Raw genomic sequence first — 21061 nt, 5'->3', positions numbered from 1 at the left:
CAGGCCGCACGCGATGCGCTGGGCCGGGCCCTGGCCGAAGGCGCCCCCATCGCCCGCGCCGCGCAGGCCGCCCGCCAGGCCGCGCGCCGCGCCGGCGCCCCGGGTGGCGATGCCTGGCTGCATGGCGAGGCGGTGTTCCAGTCCGCTGCCTTGGCCGCCAGCGTGCCCGACGACGATGTGCGCCAGGTCAGCATCCTGTCGGTCGACCTGATGGGGTCCACCCGCCTGATGCACGAGCTGGGCGACGAGGAGTACAGCGAGCGCCTGACGCTCTACCACCAGAAGGTGGCGCAGGTGGCGCGCGCCCATGCCGGCCTGGCCGACGACCCGCAGGGCGACGACGGCTTCATGTGCTACTTCGGCCACCCGGTCGCCAGCGAGGACGCGGCGGCCATGGCGGTGCGCGCCGGCCTGACGCTGGCCGCGGCGGTCGACGAGCTGGGCCTGCAGCTGCGCATCGGCATCTCCACCGGCCGGGTGGTCATCCGCAACGGCCAGCCGGTGGGCGCGGCGGTGCACCATGCGGCGCGGCTGCAGCAGGCGGCACCGGCCGGCGCGGTCTACGTGGGAACGGCCACCCGGCGCATCGCCGGCGAGCGCTTCGACTTCGAGCTGGTCGACGCCAACCCGCGCTTCAAGGGCTTCGAGGAGGCCGGTGCGGTGTGGCGCGCGGTGAAGGAAAGGCCGGTGCTGGGCACCGAACGCTTCGACAGCCGTGCCGACCTCACCCCCTTCATCGGCCGTGAGGCCGAGCTGGCCCAGGTGCTGCAGCACTGGCAGGCCGCGGTGGCCGGCGAGCGGCAGACGCTGCTGCTGCACGGCGAGGCCGGCATCGGCAAGAGCCGCCTGGTGCGTGAACTGCGCCAGACCCTGGCCGACCGCGGTTTCCGCACCATGGAGTGCCGCTGCGCGCCTGAATCCACCAGCAGCGCCTTCCAGCCGCTGATCGACCTGCTGCGCCGCCAGCTGCGGGTGCACGAGGGCGACCCGCCGGCGCTGCAGCTGGCCCGGCTGCGGGCGCTGCAGATCACCACCGGCCCCGAGGCTGCGCATGCGCTGGCGCTGCTGGGCGCGCTGCTGAACGTGCCGGCCCAGGTGCTGCCGCCCATCCCCGGCGGTGGCTCGGCCGAGCGCCGCCGCCAGCTCACCATGGACCTGCTGGCGCGTGTGAGCACCGTGCTGGCCGACCAGGCGCCGGTCTGCCTGATCCTGGAAGACGTGCAGTGGGCCGACCCGTCCACCCGCGCGCTGATGCACCGCCTGATCGCCGGCCCGCGCCATGAGCGGGTGCTGCTGCTGCTGACGCTGCGCGGCAGCCCCGACGATGCCGCCGCCAGCGGCTTTGCGGTGCCGATGCTGCGCCTGGGCGGCCTGGGCCCCGAGGCCGCGCAGGACCTGCTGCGCCGCGCCAGCGGCGGCACCCTCAACGATGCCGCGCTGGCCCAGTGGCTGGCCGCGCGTGCCGACGGCGTGCCGCTGTTCATCGAGGAATCGGCCCGCATGGCGGCCGCGCTGGCCGCCCAGCGCCCGGGCGACGACATCGCCCGCTTGCTGCGCGATGCCGTGCCCGGCACGCTGCAGGATCTGCTCACTGCCCGGCTGGACCAGCTGCCCCAGGCCAAGCGCGCGGCCCAGGTGGGTGGGGCGCTGGGCCGGGCCTTTCCGCAGGCGCTGATCGAGGCGGTGAATGCCCATGCCGCCTCGCCCATCCACCTGCCGGCGCTGGATCCGCTGCTGTCGGCCCTGGTGCAGGCCGGCCTGCTGACGGCCGAGCAGCAGGGCGACCAGCGGGTCTACAGCTTCCGCCATGCGCTGGTGCGCGATGCCGCCCACCAGAGCATGCTCGAGCGTGACCGCCGCCGCCTGCATGGCGCCATCGCCGCGGTGCTGCAGGCCCACTTCGGTCCGCTGTGCGACAGCCAGCCCGAGTTGCTGGCCCTGCACCAGGAGCAGGCCGGCCTGTGGGCCGAGGCCCTGGCCGGCTGGGAGCGCGCCGCCCGCCATGCGGCCCGCCGCAGCGCCCACCACGAGGCCACCGCCCATGTGAAGCGCGCCCTGGCCCTGCTGGCCCGCCCGCCCGAGGGCGCCGACGCCCCCGCCCCCGGCCAGCGCGATGCGATCGAGCTGCGCCTGCTGCTGCTGCAGTCGGGCCTGCTGATCGCCACCCAGGGCTATGGCGCCGAACAGGTCGGCGCCGTCTACGACCGGGCGCTGGGCCTGGCCCAGGCCCAGGGTGATCTGGCGGCGCTGCACAAGCTGCGGCTGGGCCTGGAGGGCTACCACTTCATGCGCGGCGATTTCGCCCGCGCCCAGGCCATCGCCGATGACGTGGCCGCCAGCCTGGGTGAGGCGCCCGATCCGCAGGCCCGGCTGCAGGCCAGCTGGGCCCACGCCAACATCCTGTTCCACCAGGGCCGGCTGCCCGAGGCCGTGGTGCTGACCGACCGCTGCCTGGCCGACTACCACCGCGCCGGCCACCGCGCCACCACGGTGCAGGACGCCGGCGTGATGTGCCTGTGCTATTCGTCCTGGGCGCTGTGGGAGATGGGCCGCGCCGACGAGGCCCTGGCCCGTGCCCGCCAGGGCGTGGCCCTGGCAGAGCAGCTGAAGCACCCGTTCAGCCTGGGCCAGGCGCTGGGTTTCCTGGCGGTGGCGCACCATTTCCGCGGCGAACCGGCGCCGGGCCTGCTGGCTGCGCGCCGTGCCATCGCGGTGTGCGAGGCCGGCGGCTTCGTGCAGTGGCTGGCCCATGCGCGGGTGCTGCACGGCCGGCTGCGCGCCGCGCTGGGCGAGGTGGATGCCGGCCTGGCCGAGATGGCGCAGGGCCATGCCCAGTGGGCGGCCACCGGCGCGGTGGTGACGCGGCCGTTCTATGCGGTGCTGCAGGCCGAGGGCCTGGCCCTGGCCGGCCGGCCCGACGAGGCCCTGCCGCTGGTGGCCGAGGCGCATGCGCTGGTCGGCCGCCATGGCGAGCGCTACTTCGAGCCCGAGGTGCTGCGCCTGATGGGCGAACTGATGCGCGCCACCGGCCGCGGCGATGCCACCGCCCGGCCCTGGCTGCACGATGCGCTGGCCGCTGCCCGCCAGCTGGCCCTGCCGGGCCTGGCGCTGCGGGCTGCCGTCTCGCTGGCGCCGCTGCAGGCGGCGCAGGGGCGTGCGGCGGACGCGCTGGCGCTGCTGGACGGCGCGCTGGCCGCGGTGCCCGAGGGTGCCGGCACCGCCGACCTGCAAAAAGCCCGTGCGCTGCGGGCGGCGTTGGCCGCCGCCTGATCAGCCGGCCGGCCCGGCCGCGGCGCCGGCCTGGGCCTGGCACACCCAGACCACGGCCGCCTCGCCACCCGGCGCACGGTACTGGCGGGCCACCGCCTCGCGGGCAGCGTCCACCCGGTCCTGCGGCAGCAGCGCCACCACGCAGCCGCCGAAGCCGCCGCCGGTCATGCGGGCGCCGCCCACCGGGCCGATGGCCTGCTGCAGGATGGTCACCAGCTGGTCGATGGCCAGCACGGTGATGGCGAAATCGTCGCGCATCGAGGCATGCGACTCGGCCATCAGCCGGCCCATGGCCACCAGGTCGCCGGCGGCCAGGGCCTGGGCCGCCGCCTCGGTGCGGGCGTTCTCGGTGACGATGTGGCGGGCACGCTGCCAGGCCAGCGCTTCCAGCCCGGCGCCATCGGCCTGCAGCCGGTCCAGCGACACATCGCGCAGCGCGGGCACGCCGAAGTGCCGCGCTGCCGCCTCGCACTGGGCGCGGCGCTCGTTGTAGGCGCTGTCGACCAGGCCGCGCTGCACCCGGCTGTGCACGATCATCACCGCCACGCCGGCGGGCAGCGGCACCGGCCGGGCCTGCAGGCTGCGGCAGTCGATCAGCAGCGCATGACCGGCCTGGCCGCGGGCGCTGATCAGCTGGTCCATGATGCCGCAGCGGCAGCCGACGAAGTCGTTCTCGGCCCGCTGCGCCAGCTGGGCGATGCGGGTGGCGTCCAGCGCGTTCAGGCCCTGCAGGTGCTGCCAGGCGTGCAGCAGCGCCACCTCCAGCGCGGCCGACGACGACAGGCCGGCGCCCTGCGGCACATTGCCGGTGATGGCGATGTCGGCGCCGCTGGGCGCGAGGCCGGCCTGCTGCAGCCCGCGCACCACGCCGCGCACATAGTTGGCCCAGGGCGCGGTGCGGCTGTGCACGATGGTGGCGTCGCTGCGGAAGCTGTCGCCGGCGCCATCCAGGTCCAGCGCCAGCACCCGCACCTGGCCGTCGCTGCGCGGGCGGGCGGCCACCAGGGTGTGGAAATCGATCGCGCAGGGCAGCACGAAGCCGTCGTTGTAGTCGGTGTGCTCGCCGATCAGGTTGACCCGGCCCGGCGCCTGCGCCAGCGTGGTGGGCGCGGCGCCGAAGCGGGCCTGGAAGCCGGCCAGCAGCGCGGGCAGCAGCGGGGAGGTGGGGCGGTCTGGCGGCATGGCGGGCAGTGTCAGGGGGCGCGGAAGTGCACATCGCCGGCCTCGCGCAGGCGCTGGGCGGCCTGCTCGGGCGTCAGGTCGCGCTGGGCCTCGGCCAGCATCTCGAAGCCGACCATGAACTTGCGCACCGAGGCCGAGCGCAGCAGCGGCGGGTAGAAGTGGGCATGCAGCTGCCAATGGGCGGTGTCGGCGGGCGTGTCGCTGCCGAAGGGCGCGCCATGCCAGCCCATCGAGTAGGGGAAGGAGGTGCGGAACAGGTTGTCGTAGCGGGTTGTCAGGCCGCGCAGCGCGGTGGCCAGGTCATCACGCTGGTCCGCATCCAGCTGCGGCAGGCGCTGCACCGCAAAGCGCGGCAGCAGCAGGGTCTCGAACGGCCAGGTGGCCCACCAGGGCACCACCGCCAGCCAGTGGCGGGTGGCCAGCACCACCCGCTCGCCGCTGGCCGCTTCCTTCGCGGCATAGGCCAGCAGCAGCGGCTGGCCGTGCTGCGCCAGCCAGGCGCGCTGGTGGGCATCCTCGGTGGCGGCCTCGTTGGGCAGGAAATCGCTGGCCCACACCTGGCCGTGCGGATGCGGGTTGCTGCAGCCCATCAGGGCGCCCTTGTTCTCGAACACCTGCACCCAGGGGTAGCGTTCGCCCAGCTCGGCGCTCTGGTCACACCAGGTGTCGACCACGCCGCGCAGCGCCGGCAGCGGCAGCTCGGGCAGGGTCTTGCCATGGTCGGGCGAGAAGCAGATCACCCGACTGGTGCCGCGTGCGGGCTGCAGGTCGAACAGCGGATCGGCCGGCGGCGCGGTGGCCGGCACGTCCTGCTGCAGCGCCGCGAAGTCATTGGTGAAGACGAAGGTGCCGGTGTAGGCCGGGTTGCGCTCGCCGGTGACACGCAGGTTGCCGGCGCACAGGTAGCAGCCGGGGTCGTGCGCCGGCTGGGGCGTGTCGTCGGGCGCTTCCTGCTGGCCTTGCCAAGGGCGCTTGGCGCGGTGCGGGCTCACCAGCACCCACTGGCCGGTCAGCGGGTTGCGGCGGCGGTGGCTGTGGTCGGTGGGGTCGAACATCGCTCAGACCTTCTGCAAGCGCAGGATGTGGGCGTGCTCGGCCTGGGTGCGCGGCAGCGGCAGGCCGGCCTCGGCCAGCCAGGCGCCGTGCAGCACCGCGCCGTCGGCCGACTGCATCGCCTCCAGCAGCGGCGCGCTGCCCCAGGCGTGGCCGGCACCGCCATGGGCCAACTGGGTGATGCGGTAGGCGGCCCTGCGGTCGAGCATGGGCAGGCGCAGCGTCGGCATGTAGCGGTGGGTGGTGGGTGCGGTGCGGTAGACGAACAGCAGCAGGTCGGCCGCGTCGTCATCGCCATGCGCCTGCCAGACCAGGCCGTCACCCGCCTCGCCGCGCCACACCCGGCCGGTGTGCAGGCGGTCGCGCAGCTGCTTGTACAGCGCCACCCAGTGCGCCAGTTCGTCGCGGGCAGCGGGCTGCAGCTGGCGCAGGTCGAATTCCATGCCGAAGTGGCCGGGCAGGGCCACCGCGGCGGCAAAGCCCAGGCTCTGGGTGCGGCCGGTGGTGTGGGCCGGCGCCGTGCCCACATGCGCGCCCATGATCTCGGGCGGGAAGAACTGCAGGAAGCCGCGCTGGATGTCCACCCTCGACAGCGCGTCGATGCAGTCGCTGGCCCAGACGCGGTGGCAGTGCTGCAGCACGCCGAAGTCGATGCGGCCGCCGCCGCCCGAGCAGCTCTCGATCTCCACCTGCGGATGCGCCGCGCGCAGCCGGGCCATCAGCGCATAGGCGGCCTGCACCTGGGCGCGGTAGCCGGCCGTGCCGTCGGCCAGGCCGGCGGTGGTGAGGTCGCGGTTCAGGTCCCACTTCAGGTAACCGATGGCATGGGCGGCCAGCAGGGCGCTGATCTTGTCGAACAGATAGTCCGATGCTTCAGGCCGGGCGATGTCGAGCACCAGCTGGTTGCGCGCGGTGATCAGCGGCCGGCCGCGCAGCTGCAGCGCCCAGTCGGGGTGGGTGCGGAACAGGGTGCTGTCGGGGTTGACCATCTCCGGCTCCACCCACAGGCCGAACTCCATGCCCAGCGCGTTGACATGGGCCACCAGCGGGCCCAGGCCCTGCGGAAACTTGCCGGCATCGGGCCACCAGTCGCCCAGCGCGGCGCGGTCGTGGTGGCGGCCGTGGAACCAGCCGTCGTCGACGACGAAGCGCTCCACCCCCACCGCGGCGGCGGCATCGGCCAGTTCCATCACCTTGCTGGGTTCCAGGTCGAAGTAGAAACCTTCCCAGGTGTTCAGGTGCACCGGGCGCGGCCGCATGCTGCCGCCGGGCCAGGTGATGCGCTGGCGCAGCGCGGCGTGGAAGTTGGCGGCCAGGCCGTCCAGCCCCTGGGTGCTGCAGCTGGCCAGCAGCTGGGGCGACTGCAGCTGTGCGCCCGGCGCCAGCCGCACCTCACCCGGTGCCAGCCATTCGCCGAACTGCCACTGGTACTGGGCATCGGCCAGCCATTCGATGGTCTGCTGGCTGTTGCCCGACCAGGCCAGGTGGGCGCCGTAGACCAGGCCGGCATCGCCGGTGGCACCGGGCGTGGTGACCACCGCGCCGGGAAAGCAGTCCTGCGTGGTGCGGCCGCGCCGGTTCTCGCGCCGCCACAGGCTGCGCGTCAGCGGGTCGGTCATGGCCATGAACTCCTGCATGTGCTGGCCGGCGAAGCTGCGCACGCTGTCGCAGCGGCCGGGCAGCGGCAGCGTGCCGGCGGCCAGCCATTGCACGTCCAGCACGTCGGTGCCGGTGTTGGTCAGGGTGCTGTGCAGCGTCAGCACATCGCTGGCGGCGTCGAGCGTGAGCGCCAGGCGCAGGGTGATCTGCGCCACCGGGTCGGCCAGGTGCAGCACCAGGGCGCGGCCGGGGTGCACCCACTCCACCGTGCAGGCGCTGAAGGCCTGGGCGAACTGCTGGCCGGCGCGGTGGGCCAGCAGCGCGCTCTGGCCGAACCAGCCGACGCCGAAGGTGGGCGCGGCGGTCAGCGGCTGGTCGAAGTCGAGCATGAAGCTGGGCAACGGGCGGCCGTCGCGCAGCGGTGCGCCCGGTGTGGCGCCGTCGGGCAGGCGCGGACCCCAGTAGCGCCAGATCGGCGCCTCGTCGGCATGGTGCTCCAGCACCAGGCTGCTGTGGCGGCCATGCAGGACGAGGAATTCAGCAGGTGCGCTGGGCGGGGCCGGGTGGGACATGGGCGGTCTCGTGGTCGGTCGGTCAGGCGGCGCTGGGCAGCGGCAGGTCGGCGGTGTCGGCGCAGCGCGGCAGGGCCTGGTCGTCGGCATCGAACAGGTGCAGCGCGCTGGCCGGCAGGCGCAGCGGCACGCATTGGCCGGGGCGGGCGGTGGTGGGGCCGGGTGCCTTCACCACCCAGGGCTCACCGGGGGTGCCGCTGTCCAGGTACAGGTAGGTGGCCTCGCCCAGTCGTTCCAGCCACAGCAGCGCGCGCACGAGGTGCTGGCCGGCGGTGCCGGGCTCGGCATGCTCGGGCCGGATGCCCAGGGTGCAGGGCGCGCCGGGCGGCAGGCGCCGGGCATCGACTTCGGCGGTGATCTGCTCGCCGCCGGGCAGCTGCAGCGTGGCCAGGCCCGGCGTGGCGGCCACCAGGGTGGCGGGCAGGAAGTTCATCTTCGGCGAGCCGATGAAGCCGGCCACGAAGCGGTTGCGCGGCCGGTGGTACAGATCGAGCGGCGCGCCGCACTGCGCCACGCTGCCGTGCCGGGCGACATCGGTGCCGCTGTTGAGCAGCAGGATGCGGTCGGCCAGGGTCATGGCCTCGACCTGGTCATGCGTCACGTAGATGGTGCTGGCGCGGCCGTACTGGCGGTGCAGCCGGGCGATCTCGAAGCGGGTCTGCACCCGCAGCGCGGCATCCAGGTTGGACAGCGGTTCGTCGAACAGGAAGACGCCGGGCTCGCGCACGATGGCGCGGCCGATGGCCACCCGCTGGCGCTGGCCGCCCGACAGCTGTTTGGGCTTGCGGTCGAGCAGGGCATCGAGCTGCAGCGCGCGGGCGGCCTCGGCCACCTTGGCGGCGATGGTGGGCTTGGGCACGCCGGCCAGGCCCAGGCCGAAGCTGAGGTTCTCGCGCACCGTCATGTGTGGGAACAGGGCGTAGCTCTGGAACACCATCGCCACGCCGCGCTGGGCGGGCGGGGTCTCGTTCATGCGCTTTCCGCCGATGCGCAGCTCACCGCCGGAGAGGCTTTCCAGCCCCGCCACCATGCGCAGCAGCGTGGACTTGCCGCAGCCCGACGGCCCCACGAACGCGCAGAACTCGCCATCGGCCAGCTGCAGGCTGACGTCGCGGATGACCGGCGGCAGATCGCCATAGGCTTTCTGCACCGTCAGGAGTTCAACGCTGGCCATGGCGTGGTGGTGCGGCTGCTGTGGAGTGTGGATTGTGCTGCTAATAATATTAGCATCCGATGGTGATAACCCGTGGATGGGGTTCGGGCTCGTTGCGGAAGTCCCCGACTTGCCACGTTCGGCGCGGGGCCGAGGCCGGCGGGTACCTGGCCGACTCCATGTCCCCCGTCCTACACGCCGCTTGCGGCGTGTAGGACGGGGGACATGGAGCAAAGCAGGCCCTCCCGGCCCGGCGCGACCGTGCAGAACCAAACGTCCGCAACGAGCCCTAACCCGCCCGCCGCTCCACCGTCTCGCGCTCCACCAGCGGGCAGTCGATCTTCAGCAGCGTGCGCCGGGCCGTTGGTGTGCCGGGTGGGCGCTGCGCCTGGGTCAGCAGGGTCTCCACCGCAGCACGGCCCATCTCGTAGTTGGGCAGCACCATGGTCGTCAGCGGCGGGTGGGTGTGGCGCGCGATCTCCTGGTCGTCGTAGCCGACCAGGGCCACCTCCTCGGGCACGCGCTTGCCGAGCTGCTTCAGCGCCTCCAGCGCACCCAGGGCCATCAGGTCGTTGGCGCAGAAGATCGCCGTCGGCGGCCGCGGCGTGGCCATCAGCGACAGCGTGGCGTCGAAGCCGGTGCCCGACATCCAGTCGCCATCGCGCACCAGGGCGGCGTCGAAGGGCAGGTCGGCGGTGGCCAGGGCACGGCGGTAGCCCTTGAAGCGGTCCTGCGCCGCCTCCATCCAGGGCTCGCCGTTGATGAAGCCGATGCGCTGGTGGCCCGCGGCGATCAGCCGCTCGGTGGCGGCGTGGCCGCCGGCCACCTCGCCGGGCACCACGCTCGGCGCCGTGCTGCTGGCGTCGTGGCAGTTCAGCAGCACCAGCGGCACGCTGCGCAGGGCCTCGGGCACCACCACCGCCCGGGTGAAGATGGTCGAGTAGACGATGCCCAGCAGCCCCGGCTGCGCCAGGAAGGCGGCGATCAGCGCCGCCTCGTGCCCGGCGTGGTTGCGGGTGACGGCCACCTGCAGCAGGCAGCCCTGCTCCCAGGCGGCATCGCGTGCACCGTCGACGCTGACCACCGGGTGCGGGCTGGTCGAGATCTCGTCGACCAGGTAGCCGATCACCTGGCGCGCCGGCTGCGCAGCGGCCGCGGCCGCCGTCACCGGCGCCGCGGGCCGCGGCAGGCGGTAGCCCAGCGCCGCGGCGACCTCCAGCACCCGGCTGCGGGTGGCGGCCGACAGCCGCGCACCGCTCATCTGGTTGAGCACCATCGAGACGGTGGACTGCGACACGCCGGCGGCCTGGGCCACGTCGGTCATGGTCGGCCGGCGGGGCGGCGGCGGGGCAGGGGGACGGGCAGGCACGGCAGGACGATGGCGGTCAGCAGGGTGGCGGGCCAATGGTAATCAAGCACTGTTCACGGGTGCAGATATTCGCTGCCCTGTTGGTGATTGCCCTAGGGCCGTGTGTCGCGTCGACGCTAATAATATTAGCAATGCCTGTCCATGCCCCGTCCGCCATGCACCGCAGCCGCCGGGCCGGCCTGGGTCAGGTGCTGGCCGCGCGCGAGACCTGGACCGCCTGGGCCATGCTCTTGCCGGCAGTGGTGGGCCTGGTGCTGTTCTACGGCTGGCCGGCGGTGCGGGCGCTGCAGATCAGCTTCACCGACTGGAACCTGCTGCGCCCGCCGCGCGATGTCGGCTGGGCCAACTATGCCCGCCTGCTGGAGGACGACCGTTTCTGGCACGGCCTGCAGCTGTCGCTGGCCTATGTGCTGCTGAACATTCCGCTGCAGACGGCGCTGGGCCTGGCCCTGGCGGTGGCGATGGACCGGCTGACCCGCTCGCTGTTCGTCAAGGCCGTGGTGCTGCTGCCCTACCTGCTGAGCAATGTGCTGGTGGCGCTGGTCTGGCTGTGGCTGCTGGACCCGGTGCTGGGCATCGTCAACCATGTGCTCACCGCGCTGGGCAGCGGCCCGCAGCCGTTCTTCGCCGGGCCCGACCAGGCGCTGCTGTCGGTGGCCGCCGTCAATGTGTGGCGGCACATGGGGCTGGTGGCCATGCTGTTCCTGGCCGGGCTGCAGAACATCCCGCGCAGCCTGTACGAGGCCGCCGCGCTGGAAGGCGCCAGCGAATGGCAGAGCTTCCGCCGCATCACCCTGCCGCTGCTGCGGCCGGTGATGGTGTTCGTGCTGGTGACCAGCGTCACCGGCTCGATCCAGATCTTCGACACCGTGGCCGTCACCACCCAGGGCGGGCCGGCCGGCAGCACCGCGGTGGTGGTGCACTACATCGTGCAGACGGCCTTCGGCTACCTGAAGATGGGCTATGCCTCGGCCATGTCGATGGTGCTGTGTGCGCTGATGCTGGCCTACACCGTGGTGCAAATGCGCATCATGCGCGCCGATCAGAATGACCTGGCCTGAGCCGCCCCGCCCCCCCATCGCCTGGGGCCGCTGGCTGGCCTGGGCGGCGCTGGGCGCGATGCTGGCCATCACCCTGGCACCGCTGTGGCTGGTGCTGAAGACGGCGCTGGAGCACCCGCAGGCCCTGCTGGCCAACGCCACTGGCCTGCTGCCGGCCGAGCCCACGCTGCTGAACTTCCGCCGCGTGCTGGGCCTGGTCAGCGCCGACGAGAGCATGGCCGTCGGCGGCTCGGGGGCCGATGTGGACCTGGCCCGGGCATTGGGCAACTCGCTGCTGTTCACTGCCCTGGTGGTGGTGCTGCAGACCGGCAACAGCGCGATGGCCGCCTATGCCTTTGCGCGCTTGCAGTTTCCGGGCAAGCGGCTGCTGTTCGCGGCGGTGCTGGGCTCGATGATGCTGCCCGGCGTGGTGCTGTTCATTCCCAACTTCATCTTCATCAAGCAGCTGGGCTGGCTCAACAGCATGGCTGGCATGGTGGCGCCGTTCGCGCTGCTCTCGGGCTTCTCGATCTTCTTCCTGCGGCAGTTCTTCCTGTCGCTGCCGCGGGACCTGGAAGAGGCGGCGCTGCTCGATGGTGCCGGGCCCTTCACCATCTTCTGGCGGGTGGTGCTGCCGCTGTCGACCACGCCGCTGGCCACCGTGGCCATGCTGTCGGGCATCGGCGCCTGGAACGAGTTCTTCTGGCCGTTCATCGTGGCCCCGGGCGAGGAGAGCCAGGTGCTGCCGGTGGCCCTGCAGCAGTTCAAGTCGCAGACGCCGCAGGGCCAGCCCGACTGGACCGGCCTGATGGCCGCAGCCACGCTGACCCTGCTGCCCACCCTGGTGCTGCTGGCGGTGTTCGGCCGGCGGGTGGTCGAATCCGTGCAGTACAGCGGCGGCAAGTGATGGCCTGGCTGCCCCGTCTGCTGGCTGCCGCGCTGCTGTGCATCGGCACGGCCGCCGTGACCGCCGGCCCGCCGGCGGTGACCCTGCGCTACGCGCTGTGGGATGCCAACCAGCGCCCGCTCTACCAGCAGTGCGCCGACGACTTCCAGCAGCAGCACCCGGGCATCCGCATCCGCATCCAGCAGCAGGGCTGGGACGACTACTGGACCACGCTGTCCACCGGCCTGGTGGCCGAGACCGCGCCCGATGTCTTCACCAACCACCTGTCGAAGTACCCCGACCTGGTGGCCAACGGCCAGCTGGTGGACCTGACGCCCTACATCCGCCGCGACCAGCTCGACCTGGCCCGCTACGAGCCCGGCCTGGCCGCTCCCTGGGCGCGTGACGGCCGCCAGTACGGCCTGCCCAAGGACTGGGACACCGTGGCCCTGCTGGTCAACCTGGACCATGCCCGCGCCCAGGGCGTGATGCTGGACGAACTGCGCACCATGCGCTGGAACCCGCAGGACGGCGGCAGCTTCGGCCAGGTGATCGCCCGGCTGACACGCGACGCCGCTGGCCGCAACGCGCTGCAGCCCGGCTTCGACAAGGCCCGGGTGCAGGTGGTGGGCTACCAGAACCCCGGCCCCGGCGGCATGAGCGGCCAGACCGAGTGGGCGCCGTTCGCGGTGAGCAACGGCTTCCGCCACCAGGCCCGGCCCTGGGATGCCGCGCTGCGCTACGACGACCCGCGGCTGGCGGCCACCATCACCTGGCTGGCCGGCCTGCCGGCGCAGGGCCTGTCGCTGGCGCCGCAGGCGGTGGGCAAGCTGGGGGTGGAGACGCTGTTCGCCACCGGCCGTGTGGCCATGGTGCCGGCCGGCGCCTGGATGCTGGGCCACTACGCCCGGCAGCTGCGCATGGCCTACGCCTGGGTGCCGATGCCCATCGGCCCCAACGGCCAGCGGGCCAGCATGCGCAACGGCCTGGCCGATTCCATCTGGATCGGCAGCAAGCACCGCGAGGCCGCCTGGGCCTGGGTGCGCCACCTGGCCAGCCCCGGCTGCCAGGGCAAGCTGGCCGCGGCTGGCGCGGTGTTCCCGGCACTGGCTGGCCTGGCCGATCAGACGCTGGCGGTGTTCCGGCAGCGCGGCGTCGATGCCAGCGCCTTTGCCGAGATGGCCCGCAGCCAGGTGTTTGCGCCGCCGATCGTGGAGAACGCGGCCGAGATCGACCAGCTGATCGGCAACGCCATCGAGCGCGTGCTGCTGGGCCGCGCCGCCGCCGGGCCGGCGCTGGCGGCGGCCAATGCCAAGGCGCGGGCGCTGGCGGGGAACTGAGCGCCAGCCCTCAGCGCGGATCGCGCAGCGGCTGCAGGCGCAGGCTGCTCAGCACCAGGCCGTCGGCCGCTGCCAGCGCGGCCCGGCTCCAGGGCTGGCGCGGCAGGCACAACGCCGTCAGCACGCTCAGCCCGCCATCGGCGAACAGCTCCACCGAGCCGTGGTCCAGCCACAGCTGCAGATCGCTGGCAGCGTCGCTGGTGAGCCGCGGCGTGTGGCTGCGGCTGGCGAAGGCGGGGTGGAAGTCGACGACGCCGCTGCCACGCCGGTCGATCCACCAGGCGCCGCTGCCGGCATCGTGGCCCAGCAGCAGTTGGTCGCCCGCCTCGTTGGCCAGTGTCAGCGTGAAGCTGCGCAGCGCATCGGTGGCCAGGTGCAGCATCCAGCAGCCGCCGCTGCCGGCCAGGGCGGGTGACAGGTCCAGCGGCGCCGCACCCAGGGCCACGCCCTGGCGCTGCAGCGTGGCTGGCAGCTGCAGGGCCAGCAGCTCGCGCGCGGGCAGGCTGGCCACCCGCGGCTGGCCGTCCACCCAGCGCAGCTGCAGTTCGCGCGGCAGGGTCATCGCGCTGCGCCAGGGCGCGGTGGGCACGTGGATGGCGTACTGCCAGTTGCTCATCCAGCCGATGAACAGCGCGCGGTCGTCCACGCCCGACCAGGTGACGCCGGCGTAGTTGTCGGGGCCACCGTCCAGCCAGCGGATCTGCGCATCGTCGGGCGTGAAGCGCCAGCCGTCGAAATCGCCGACGAAGTACTGCGTGGCTGAGCCGCCGTTGGGTCCGCCCGGCGTCAGGCTGACCAGCAGCACCCAGCGGGCGCGGCCGTCGGCGCTGGTCAGCGGAAACAGGTCGGGGCATTCCCACACGCCGCCGTGGGCGCCGATGCCTGGTCCGCCGAAGCGGCTGTCCTCGGTCCAGGTCTGCAGATCGGGCGCGCTGTAGAAGCGGATGTGGTCGCCGCAGGCCAGGGCCATGGTCCAGCACTGGCGGTCGGGCAGCCAGCGCAGCTTGGGATCGCGGAAATCCTGCACCCCCGGGTTGGGCAGCACCGGGTTGCCGGCATGCGGCACCCAGCTGCGGCCGTTGTCGAGGCTGACGGCCAGGCCCTGGTGCTGGCGGTCGATGCGGCCGGCCTGTTCGGCGGCCATGTCGTGGTGGGTGAAAGCGGCCACCAGCGGCTGGCTGCCTGGCGGCCCCAGGCCGGCACGGTTGCCGTGGTCGACCACCGCGCTGCCCGAGAACACCATGCCCAGGTGGTCCGGCGCCAGGGCGATGGGCTGGTGCTGCCAGCGCAGCAGATCGGTGCTGGTGGCATGGCCCCAGTGCATCGGCCCCCACACGCGGCTGTGCGGATGGTGCTGGTAGAACAGGTGGTACACGCCCTGGTGGAAGACTAGGCCATTGGGGTCGTTCATCCACTGCGCCGGCGGCGTGAAGTGGTAGGCCGGCCGCCACTGTGGCGTGTCGGGCGTGTCCGGCGTGTCGGGCCTGTCGGTCATGCGGGGGTGGCCGCACAGTGGGCGCGGATGTAGGCCTCGTGTGTGGGCATGGCCTCGGCGGCCTGGGCCATGGCCTGGCGCATGCGCGCGAGGATGGCGTCGCCATCGACGTTGCGCAGGTCGATCAGCGGGTCATGCCGCTGCGGCAGGTTGTGCTGGCCGATGTGCACCGCCAGCCAGCTGGCCGGGCCGAACAGGTCGTTGCCCTCGCTGACCAGCCGGCCGTGGCGGCGGAAGTGGTCGATCTTGTACTGCAGCGTGTCGGGGATGGACATGGCGGCACAGTGCCGCCACAGCGGGCTGTCGTCGCGGGTCGTCAGCTTGTAGTGCAGGATGATGAAGTCGCGGATGCGCTCGAACTCGTTGATCGCGATGCGGTTGAATTCGGCCGTCACCAGCGGGTCGAAATCCCGGTCGGGGAACAGCGCCAGCAACCGCGAGATGCCCGACTGCACCAGGTGCAGGCTGGTCGATTCCAGCGGCTCCATGAAGCCGCTGGCCAGGCCCAGGGCCACCACGTTGCGGTTCCAGAACTGCTTGCGCCGGCCGGTGGTGAAGCGCAGCGGCCGCGGCTGCGCCAGCGCGGGGCCGTCCAGCCGCTGCAGCAGCCTGGCCGCCGCCTCGTCGTCGCTGATGAACTGGCTGCAATAGACATAACCGTTGCCGGTGCGGTGCTGCAGCGGGATGCGCCACTGCCAGCCCGCCTCCTGCGCGGTGCTGCGGGTGTAGGGCGTCAGGCCGCCGGGCACCGAGGCGCAGGGCACGGCCATGGCACGGTCGCAGGGCAGCCAGTGGGTCCAGTCCTCGTAGCCGGTGTGAAGGGCTTCCTCGATCAGCAGGCCGCGGAAGCCCGAGCAGTCGATGAACAGATCGCCCGCCACGTCGCGGCCGTCTTCCAGGTGCACGCTCTGCACGAAGCCGTCGCCGGGGCGCAGATCGACCCGGGCGATCTTGCCTTCCAGCCGCTGCACGCCGCGGGATTCGCTCAGTTCCCGCAGGAAGCGGGCGTACAGGCCGGCGTCGAAGTGGTAGGCGTAGTCGAAGGTGCTCTGCACCGTGCGCGGATCGCGCGAGGGCTTGTCGAAGCGTCCGCGGCTGGCGGCCGCCCAGGCCATGCTGTGGTCGTCCAGCCCCGCCGCGCCTGGCTGCTGGCGGCTGCGCAGCCAGTACTGGTGCTGCGGCGACAGGTCGAACTGGTGGCCGTGCGGGCCGAAGGGGTGGAAGTAGCGGTGGCCCTGGCGGCCCCAGTGGACGAACTCGATGCCCAGCTTGAAGCTGCCCTGGGTGCGCCGCATGAAGGTGGCTTCGTCGATGCCCAGCATCGCATTGAAGGTCTGGATCGGCGGGATGGTGGCCTCGCCCACGCCCACGGTGCCGATCTCGTCGGACTCGATCAGCACGATGGCGCAGTCGCGCTGCACCGCGCGCGACAGCGCCGCGGCGGCCATCCAGCCGGCCGATCCTCCGCCCACCACCACGATGCGGCGCAGGCTGCGGTTGTTGTGATCCATGCTGCTCTCCTGGTCTGGTGCCGTTGCCGGCCGCCACAACGCAAACCGGCCGGGACACGCGCGTGCCGCCGGCCGGTCATCCGTGGCAGCCCGTGGGCTGCCGTGGATGTTGCGTCAGAACGCGTACTTGACGGTCGCGCTGATCGTGCGGCCGGTCTCGGCGCCGCCAACGATGCTGGTGCTGCCGCCCACGAAGCCGGTGCCTGCCGCCGGGTACACCTTGTCGAACAGGTTGTTGACGTTCAGCGAGCCGGTGATGTTGCGGCCGAAATCGTAGTTGACGAAGGCGCTCACGATGTAGTGCCCGTCGACCTTGCGCACGTTGTTGTCGTCGGCATAGACCCAGGAGTTGCCGCGGATGGTGGCACCGATCACCGCATCGCCGATCGCATAGCGCGGCGAGATGGTGTAGCGCCACTTCGGCACGCCGCCCTGCACCTTGCCCACCGACGCCGGATTGAACAGGCTGGAAGCCAGCTTCTCGTCGGAGTAGGTCAGGTTGACGTTCAGGCCCAGGTTGCCGACGGTGGCGCCCGTCTCCAGCTCCAGGCCGGTGGCCTTGTAGCCCTTGACGTCGAGCTTCGGTCCCTGGAAGCCGGGCTTGCTCGGGTCGTCCTGGCGGGTCTGGTCGTAGTCGTATTCCTCGGTGGTCGCGCGGAACACCGTGGCCGCCACGTTGTAGTTCACCGCGTCGGTGCGGCCGCGGAACTTCAGGCCCACTTCCGACTGCTTGACCGGCGCTGCGGCGATGGTCTTGCCGTAGGCCGTCAACGCGCCGGCGGTGTCGATGAACGGCGAGTACAGCAGCCGGTCGGCGATCGCGCGGTAGCCCTTGCTCTGGCGCACGAACACGCTCAGGTCGCTGCTGACGCGGTAGTTCAGGCCCAGCGAGTAGCTGGTGTAGTTGATCTTGTAGTCCAGCTTGCTGGCGTTCGCGGTGTCGGCCACATAGACGTTCTTTTCGGCGCCGTCGATCACGCCGTCGCCGTTGACATCCAACCCGCCGGGCACCAGCTTCGGGCCGGCATAGCTGCCTTTGGCGCGGAAGGTCTCGTGGCGCACGCCGCCGTCGAAATCGAAGTTGCCCGAGGCCAGGTTCAGCGACAGGTAGGGCGCGTCGGTGGTGTACTTGACGTCCAGGTCACGGGCGCAGCAGCCCCACTGGTTGTTGTAGCCGGTCAGGCCGGCGCTGGTCAGCGCGGCGCCGGCGCCGTCGAACAGGTCGATCAGCGCGCCGTCGCGACCGGCTTCCATCACCCGCTCGCTGATCGACCAGCGCTGCTGGACGTTCTGCCGCGAGTGGAACCAGCCGCCCTTGACGTCCAGCGTGCCGATGCCCAGCTTCAGCTGGCGCGAGATCGACAGGTCGTTGAACAGGTTGCCCATGTCCGGCGACTGGGTGTTGATGGCCGCGCCCTTGCTGACCAGGCCGGCCGACAGGTTGGCCGCGGTGACGACCTGGCCGGCCTTCGGGCCGTTGAAGTAGCGGGCGGTCTGGCCGCTGGTGCCCAGCAGGTTGCCCAGGGTCTGCAGATCCCAGAACTGGGCCTGGAAGGCGCTGGAGTTGTCGGCGTAGCGGAACTTGTTGTCGACGGTGAAGCCGCCGGCGAACTCGTTGCGGAACTCCAGGCCCACCGACTGCGACTTGACGGTGATGCCGCGGTTCAGGCTGGAGGTGACGACGCCGCCGGTGGCCGGGTTCACGCTCAGCACCGACGCGTTGTACGGCGACATCTCCGAGTCGCGGGTGCCGTCGTAGCCCGGCGCCTTGCTGAAGCCGGTGTAGGTGTTGCCGCTCAGCCGGGCCTGCAGGAAGGTCTGTGCATTGGCGGGCGCATGCTCGTCCAGCAGCTTCACGTAGGCGCGGACATAGCCCTTGCCGCCGTTGAACTCCTTGGTGATGTTGCCCTTGAGCTGGTAGCCGTTGACGGCGGTGACATCGGTGTGGCGCAGGCCCTCGCCCTCGCGGAAATAGCCGCCGATGTGGAAGTACAGATCCGGCGCCAGCTTCATGCCGAAGTCGCCGTCCAGCCGGGTCTCGTTGTAGTTCAGGCCGCGGGTGATGCCGACCGAGCCGCCCTTCTGCTTGCCGGTCTTGCTCAGGTAGTTGATGACCGCGCCCGGGGCATGCGAGGCGAACACCGAGGCCGAACCGCCGCGCAGCGTCTGGATCGTGTCGACGCTGTTGTCGAAGCGGGTCCAGTAGTCGTTGTTGCCGAAGTTCATGTCGCCGAACTGCACGGTCGGCAGGCCGTCTTCCTGCAGCTGCACGAACTTCGAGCCGCCCGAGGCGATCGGCAGGCCACGCACCGAGATGTTGGCATTGCCGCCCGAGCCGGCGGTGGAATCGGTGCGGATGCCGGGGATCAGCAGCAGCACCTCGGCCTCGGTGCGGGCACCGAAGTCCTTGATGCGGTCGGCATCGACGTCGGTGACCGACACCGAGCTGCGCATCTTCGACTTCGGTGCGCTGGTGGCCGTCACCACCACCCGGTTCATGTTGGTGGTGTCCTTCTTGTCCTCGGCGGTGGTGGACTCCGGCGCGGTCTGTTGCGCATGGACCACGCCGCTGAACAGCGCGGCGAAGGCCGACGAGGCCAGCAGTGCGGCGATCTGGGTGCGCCGGTGGCGCGGTTGGCGGAACGGTTGGACGGTGTGCATCGTGTCTCCTGACGGTCTGGCGGGCGGGTTGCAGTGGTGCGAGGGGCCGGGCCCTCAGGCCCTGCGTGCGGCGACTGGGCGCTGCTCAGCCTCTATTGCAAACGATTGTGAAGGCTTGTTCAATCGGTTTGTTGCGGTTGTTTCCTAGGGTTTTCGAGGGGTTACGTGATCTGCTGCACCCCCAGGCCGGGGATGTGGCGCGAAATCCGGCATCAACCGCAAACGATTGAGGCCTCGGCCCGGCTGGCCGGGCCGGCCAGCTGCCAGGTGGTGTCGCCGCCGCTGCCCTGGCTGGTGATGCGGGCGCTGCGGGCGGCCAGGTCGACCACCAGCTGCACCGATGCGCCGGGGCTGGTCCAGCGCAGATCGAGCACCGTGGCTGCCGAGGCGCCCACCGAGAACTGCCCGCCGAAGGCCGGGTGGCTGTTGCGCAGGCGGATCAGCTGCAGCAGCTGCTGCACCACCGGCCGCTGCAGCTGCAGGGCGATCTCGTCCATGCCGTAGTGGTGGCGGTTGATGTCGCGGCCCACGCCGCTGGCCTTCAGCAGCGCCATGTCGTTCTCGCCGGCCAGCAGGCCCACGTAGTACACCTGCGGCACACCGGGCAGGAAGAACTGGATGGCGCGGGCGATCAGGTAGGCGCCGTCGTCGCGGCCCAGGGCGTCGTAGAAGGTGCAGTTCACCTGGTACAGGTCCAGGTTGCTGGCCGCGGCGCCGGTGGCCTCGCGGCTCTGGCCGCCGCTGTTGGCATGGATGCGCTCGACCAGCTGGTCCAGCTCGGCCGGCGGCACCAGGCCCGGGCGCGCCGTGCGGTCGCTGGCATCGGCACCGATGTCGATGATGCCGATGCCGTCGTGCGTGTCCAGCACGGTGATGGCATTGGCCGGCCGCTGGCGCGCCCAGGCCTGCAGCGGCGCGGCGGTGCCGAAAAACAGCGCATGCAGCACCAGCGGCGGCAACGCGAAGTCGTAGACCCAGTCCACCCGCTGCGCGATCTCGATCTGCTTGCGGTAGTAGCTGTGCACCTCCACCAGCACCTCCAGCCCCAGGCCGCGGGCGATGCCGGCGAACTCGTCGATGAAGGCGAAGGTCTCGGCCATCATGAAGCAGCTGTCGCCGGGCTTCTTGATGGCGTAGCCCACCGCGTCGCAGCGGACCATCGTCACGCCCGCATCGGCCAGCTGGCGGAGGATGGCCAGCAGGTAGGCCCGGCCCTGCGGGTGCCGCACGTCGATGTCCACCTGCTTGGCGGTGAAGGTTGTCCACAGGATGCGGCGCTCACCGTTGGCCAGGGTGACGAAGGTGAACGGCGCGCCTGGCCGCGGGCGGTAGATGGCCAGCAGGTCGCGCTCGGTCGCGCCCTGCGGGAACACCGCGTCCATGGTCAGGAACAGGCCGTCGTACGGCGAGGCGCTGCCGCGTGCCGCGAAGTCCTGGAACTGCGGCGAATCGGACGACATGTGGTTGACGATCACGTCGGCCATCACGTCCACATGCTGGGCCAGCCGCTTCACGTCGCCCCAGTCGCCCAGGCGGTCGTCGACCCGGGTGTGGTCGATCGGGTCGAAGCCGGCGTCGGCGCCGTCGATGGTGTGGAAGAACGGCAGCAGGTGCACGCCGCCGAACACGCCGGCCAGCGGGCCGGTCAGCAGCGCCTGCAGATCGGCCAGCCCGCCGCCGCCGAAGCGGTCGACATAGGTGATGAGTTGAACCTGGTTCTTCATGGTGGTCGCGTACTTCGCGGGTTACTGCATGAACTGTTCGTTGCCGACGAGGCCGATCTTGGTGACGCCCAGGCGCTGGGCGCTGGCCATGACCATGGCGACGACCTTGTAGGAGACGAGCTTGTTGGGGCGCAGGTGCACCTCGGGCTGGTCGGGCAGGGCGGCGACCTGGCTGAGCTTGTTCTCCAGCGTGGCGCGGTCGGGGA

General features: G+C 71.8%; 14 protein-coding genes. 4 read left to right on the top strand and 10 right to left on the bottom strand.

Going from position 1 to position 21061, the window contains the following annotated elements; translation table 11 throughout:
- The coding region (locus FFT10_RS27160) for an ATP-binding protein (RefSeq protein ID WP_137736024.1) at nucleotides 1-3270 on the top strand (3270 nt) is incomplete at its 5' end.
- Here FFT10_RS27160 and galK read toward each other — a convergent pair.
- The 5 genes from galK to FFT10_RS27135 all read right to left on the bottom strand — a co-directional run bounded on the left by galK (nucleotide 3271) and on the right by FFT10_RS27135 (nucleotide 10153).
- The gene (gene galK, locus FFT10_RS27155; protein WP_137736023.1) at nucleotides 3271-4452 is read right to left on the bottom strand and encodes a galactokinase; all 1182 of its coding nucleotides are present in this window, start codon (nucleotides 4450-4452) and stop codon (nucleotides 3271-3273) included.
- Between the two features lie 11 nt (nucleotides 4453-4463).
- Entirely contained in the window at nucleotides 4464-5507 is a 1044-nt protein-coding gene (locus tag FFT10_RS27150) for a UDP-glucose--hexose-1-phosphate uridylyltransferase (protein ID WP_137736022.1), read from the bottom strand.
- Nucleotides 5508-5510: 3 nt separating this feature from the next.
- Nucleotides 5511-7676, bottom strand: a complete 2166-nt coding sequence (locus tag FFT10_RS27145) for an alpha-galactosidase (protein WP_137736021.1) — start codon at nucleotides 7674-7676, stop codon at nucleotides 5511-5513.
- Nucleotides 7677-7698: 22 nt separating this feature from the next.
- Nucleotides 7699-8850: an ABC transporter ATP-binding protein gene (locus tag FFT10_RS27140; RefSeq protein WP_137736020.1), complete on the bottom strand. Its 1152-nt coding sequence runs from the start codon at nucleotides 8848-8850 to the stop codon at nucleotides 7699-7701.
- Between the two features lie 268 nt (nucleotides 8851-9118).
- Nucleotides 9119-10153, bottom strand: a complete 1035-nt coding sequence (locus tag FFT10_RS27135) for a LacI family DNA-binding transcriptional regulator (RefSeq protein ID WP_137736019.1) — start codon at nucleotides 10151-10153, stop codon at nucleotides 9119-9121.
- A 200-nt stretch (nucleotides 10154-10353) separates the two neighbouring features.
- On the opposite strand from FFT10_RS27135, the gene FFT10_RS27130 reads away from it, so the two are divergent.
- From FFT10_RS27130 to FFT10_RS27120, 3 genes are read left to right on the top strand one after another with little or no spacing between them, the layout of a single operon-like run.
- Nucleotides 10354-11259 carry a carbohydrate ABC transporter permease gene (locus FFT10_RS27130; RefSeq protein ID WP_137736018.1) on the top strand — a complete coding sequence of 302 codons (906 nt, stop codon included), beginning with the start codon at nucleotides 10354-10356 and terminating at the stop codon, nucleotides 11257-11259.
- On the top strand, nucleotides 11246-12145 hold the full coding sequence (locus tag FFT10_RS27125) for a carbohydrate ABC transporter permease (RefSeq protein ID WP_137736017.1): 900 nt from the start codon (nucleotides 11246-11248) through the stop codon (nucleotides 12143-12145). Before FFT10_RS27130 ends, FFT10_RS27125 begins: the two co-directional genes overlap by 14 nt.
- Entirely contained in the window at nucleotides 12145-13464 is a 1320-nt protein-coding gene (locus FFT10_RS27120) for an ABC transporter substrate-binding protein (RefSeq protein ID WP_137736016.1), read from the top strand. The genes FFT10_RS27125 and FFT10_RS27120 overlap by 1 nt, the downstream gene beginning before the upstream one ends.
- 10 nt (nucleotides 13465-13474) lie before the next feature.
- On the opposite strand, the gene FFT10_RS27115 is transcribed toward FFT10_RS27120, so the two are convergent.
- The 5 genes from FFT10_RS27115 to FFT10_RS27095 form a co-directional block, all read right to left on the bottom strand.
- Nucleotides 13475-14959, bottom strand: a complete 1485-nt coding sequence (locus tag FFT10_RS27115; protein ID WP_137736015.1) for a glycoside hydrolase family 32 protein — start codon at nucleotides 14957-14959, stop codon at nucleotides 13475-13477.
- Nucleotides 14956-16470: a tryptophan halogenase family protein gene (locus FFT10_RS27110; protein WP_137736014.1), complete on the bottom strand. Its 1515-nt coding sequence runs from the start codon at nucleotides 16468-16470 to the stop codon at nucleotides 14956-14958. The genes FFT10_RS27115 and FFT10_RS27110 overlap by 4 nt, the downstream gene beginning before the upstream one ends.
- A gap of 114 nt (nucleotides 16471-16584) precedes the next feature.
- Nucleotides 16585-19131 (bottom strand): TonB-dependent receptor, encoded by a 2547-nt coding sequence (locus tag FFT10_RS27105; RefSeq protein ID WP_137736013.1) that lies wholly within the window; start codon nucleotides 19129-19131, stop codon nucleotides 16585-16587.
- Nucleotides 19132-19343: 212 nt separating this feature from the next.
- Complete coding sequence (gene gtfA, locus FFT10_RS27100) at nucleotides 19344-20855, bottom strand: sucrose phosphorylase (RefSeq protein WP_137736012.1); 1512 nt, start codon at nucleotides 20853-20855, stop codon at nucleotides 19344-19346.
- A 21-nt stretch (nucleotides 20856-20876) separates the two neighbouring features.
- Nucleotides 20877-21061 (bottom strand): ExbD/TolR family protein (locus FFT10_RS27095; protein ID WP_174246149.1); only part of this gene is annotated, 185 nt, incomplete at its 5' end.

The sequence above is a fragment of the Pseudaquabacterium pictum genome, from assembly GCF_005403045.1.
GTDB classification, from domain to species: domain Bacteria; phylum Pseudomonadota; class Gammaproteobacteria; order Burkholderiales; family Burkholderiaceae_C; genus Pseudaquabacterium; species Pseudaquabacterium pictum.
This window is presented reverse-complemented; position numbering and strand designations above follow the sequence as displayed.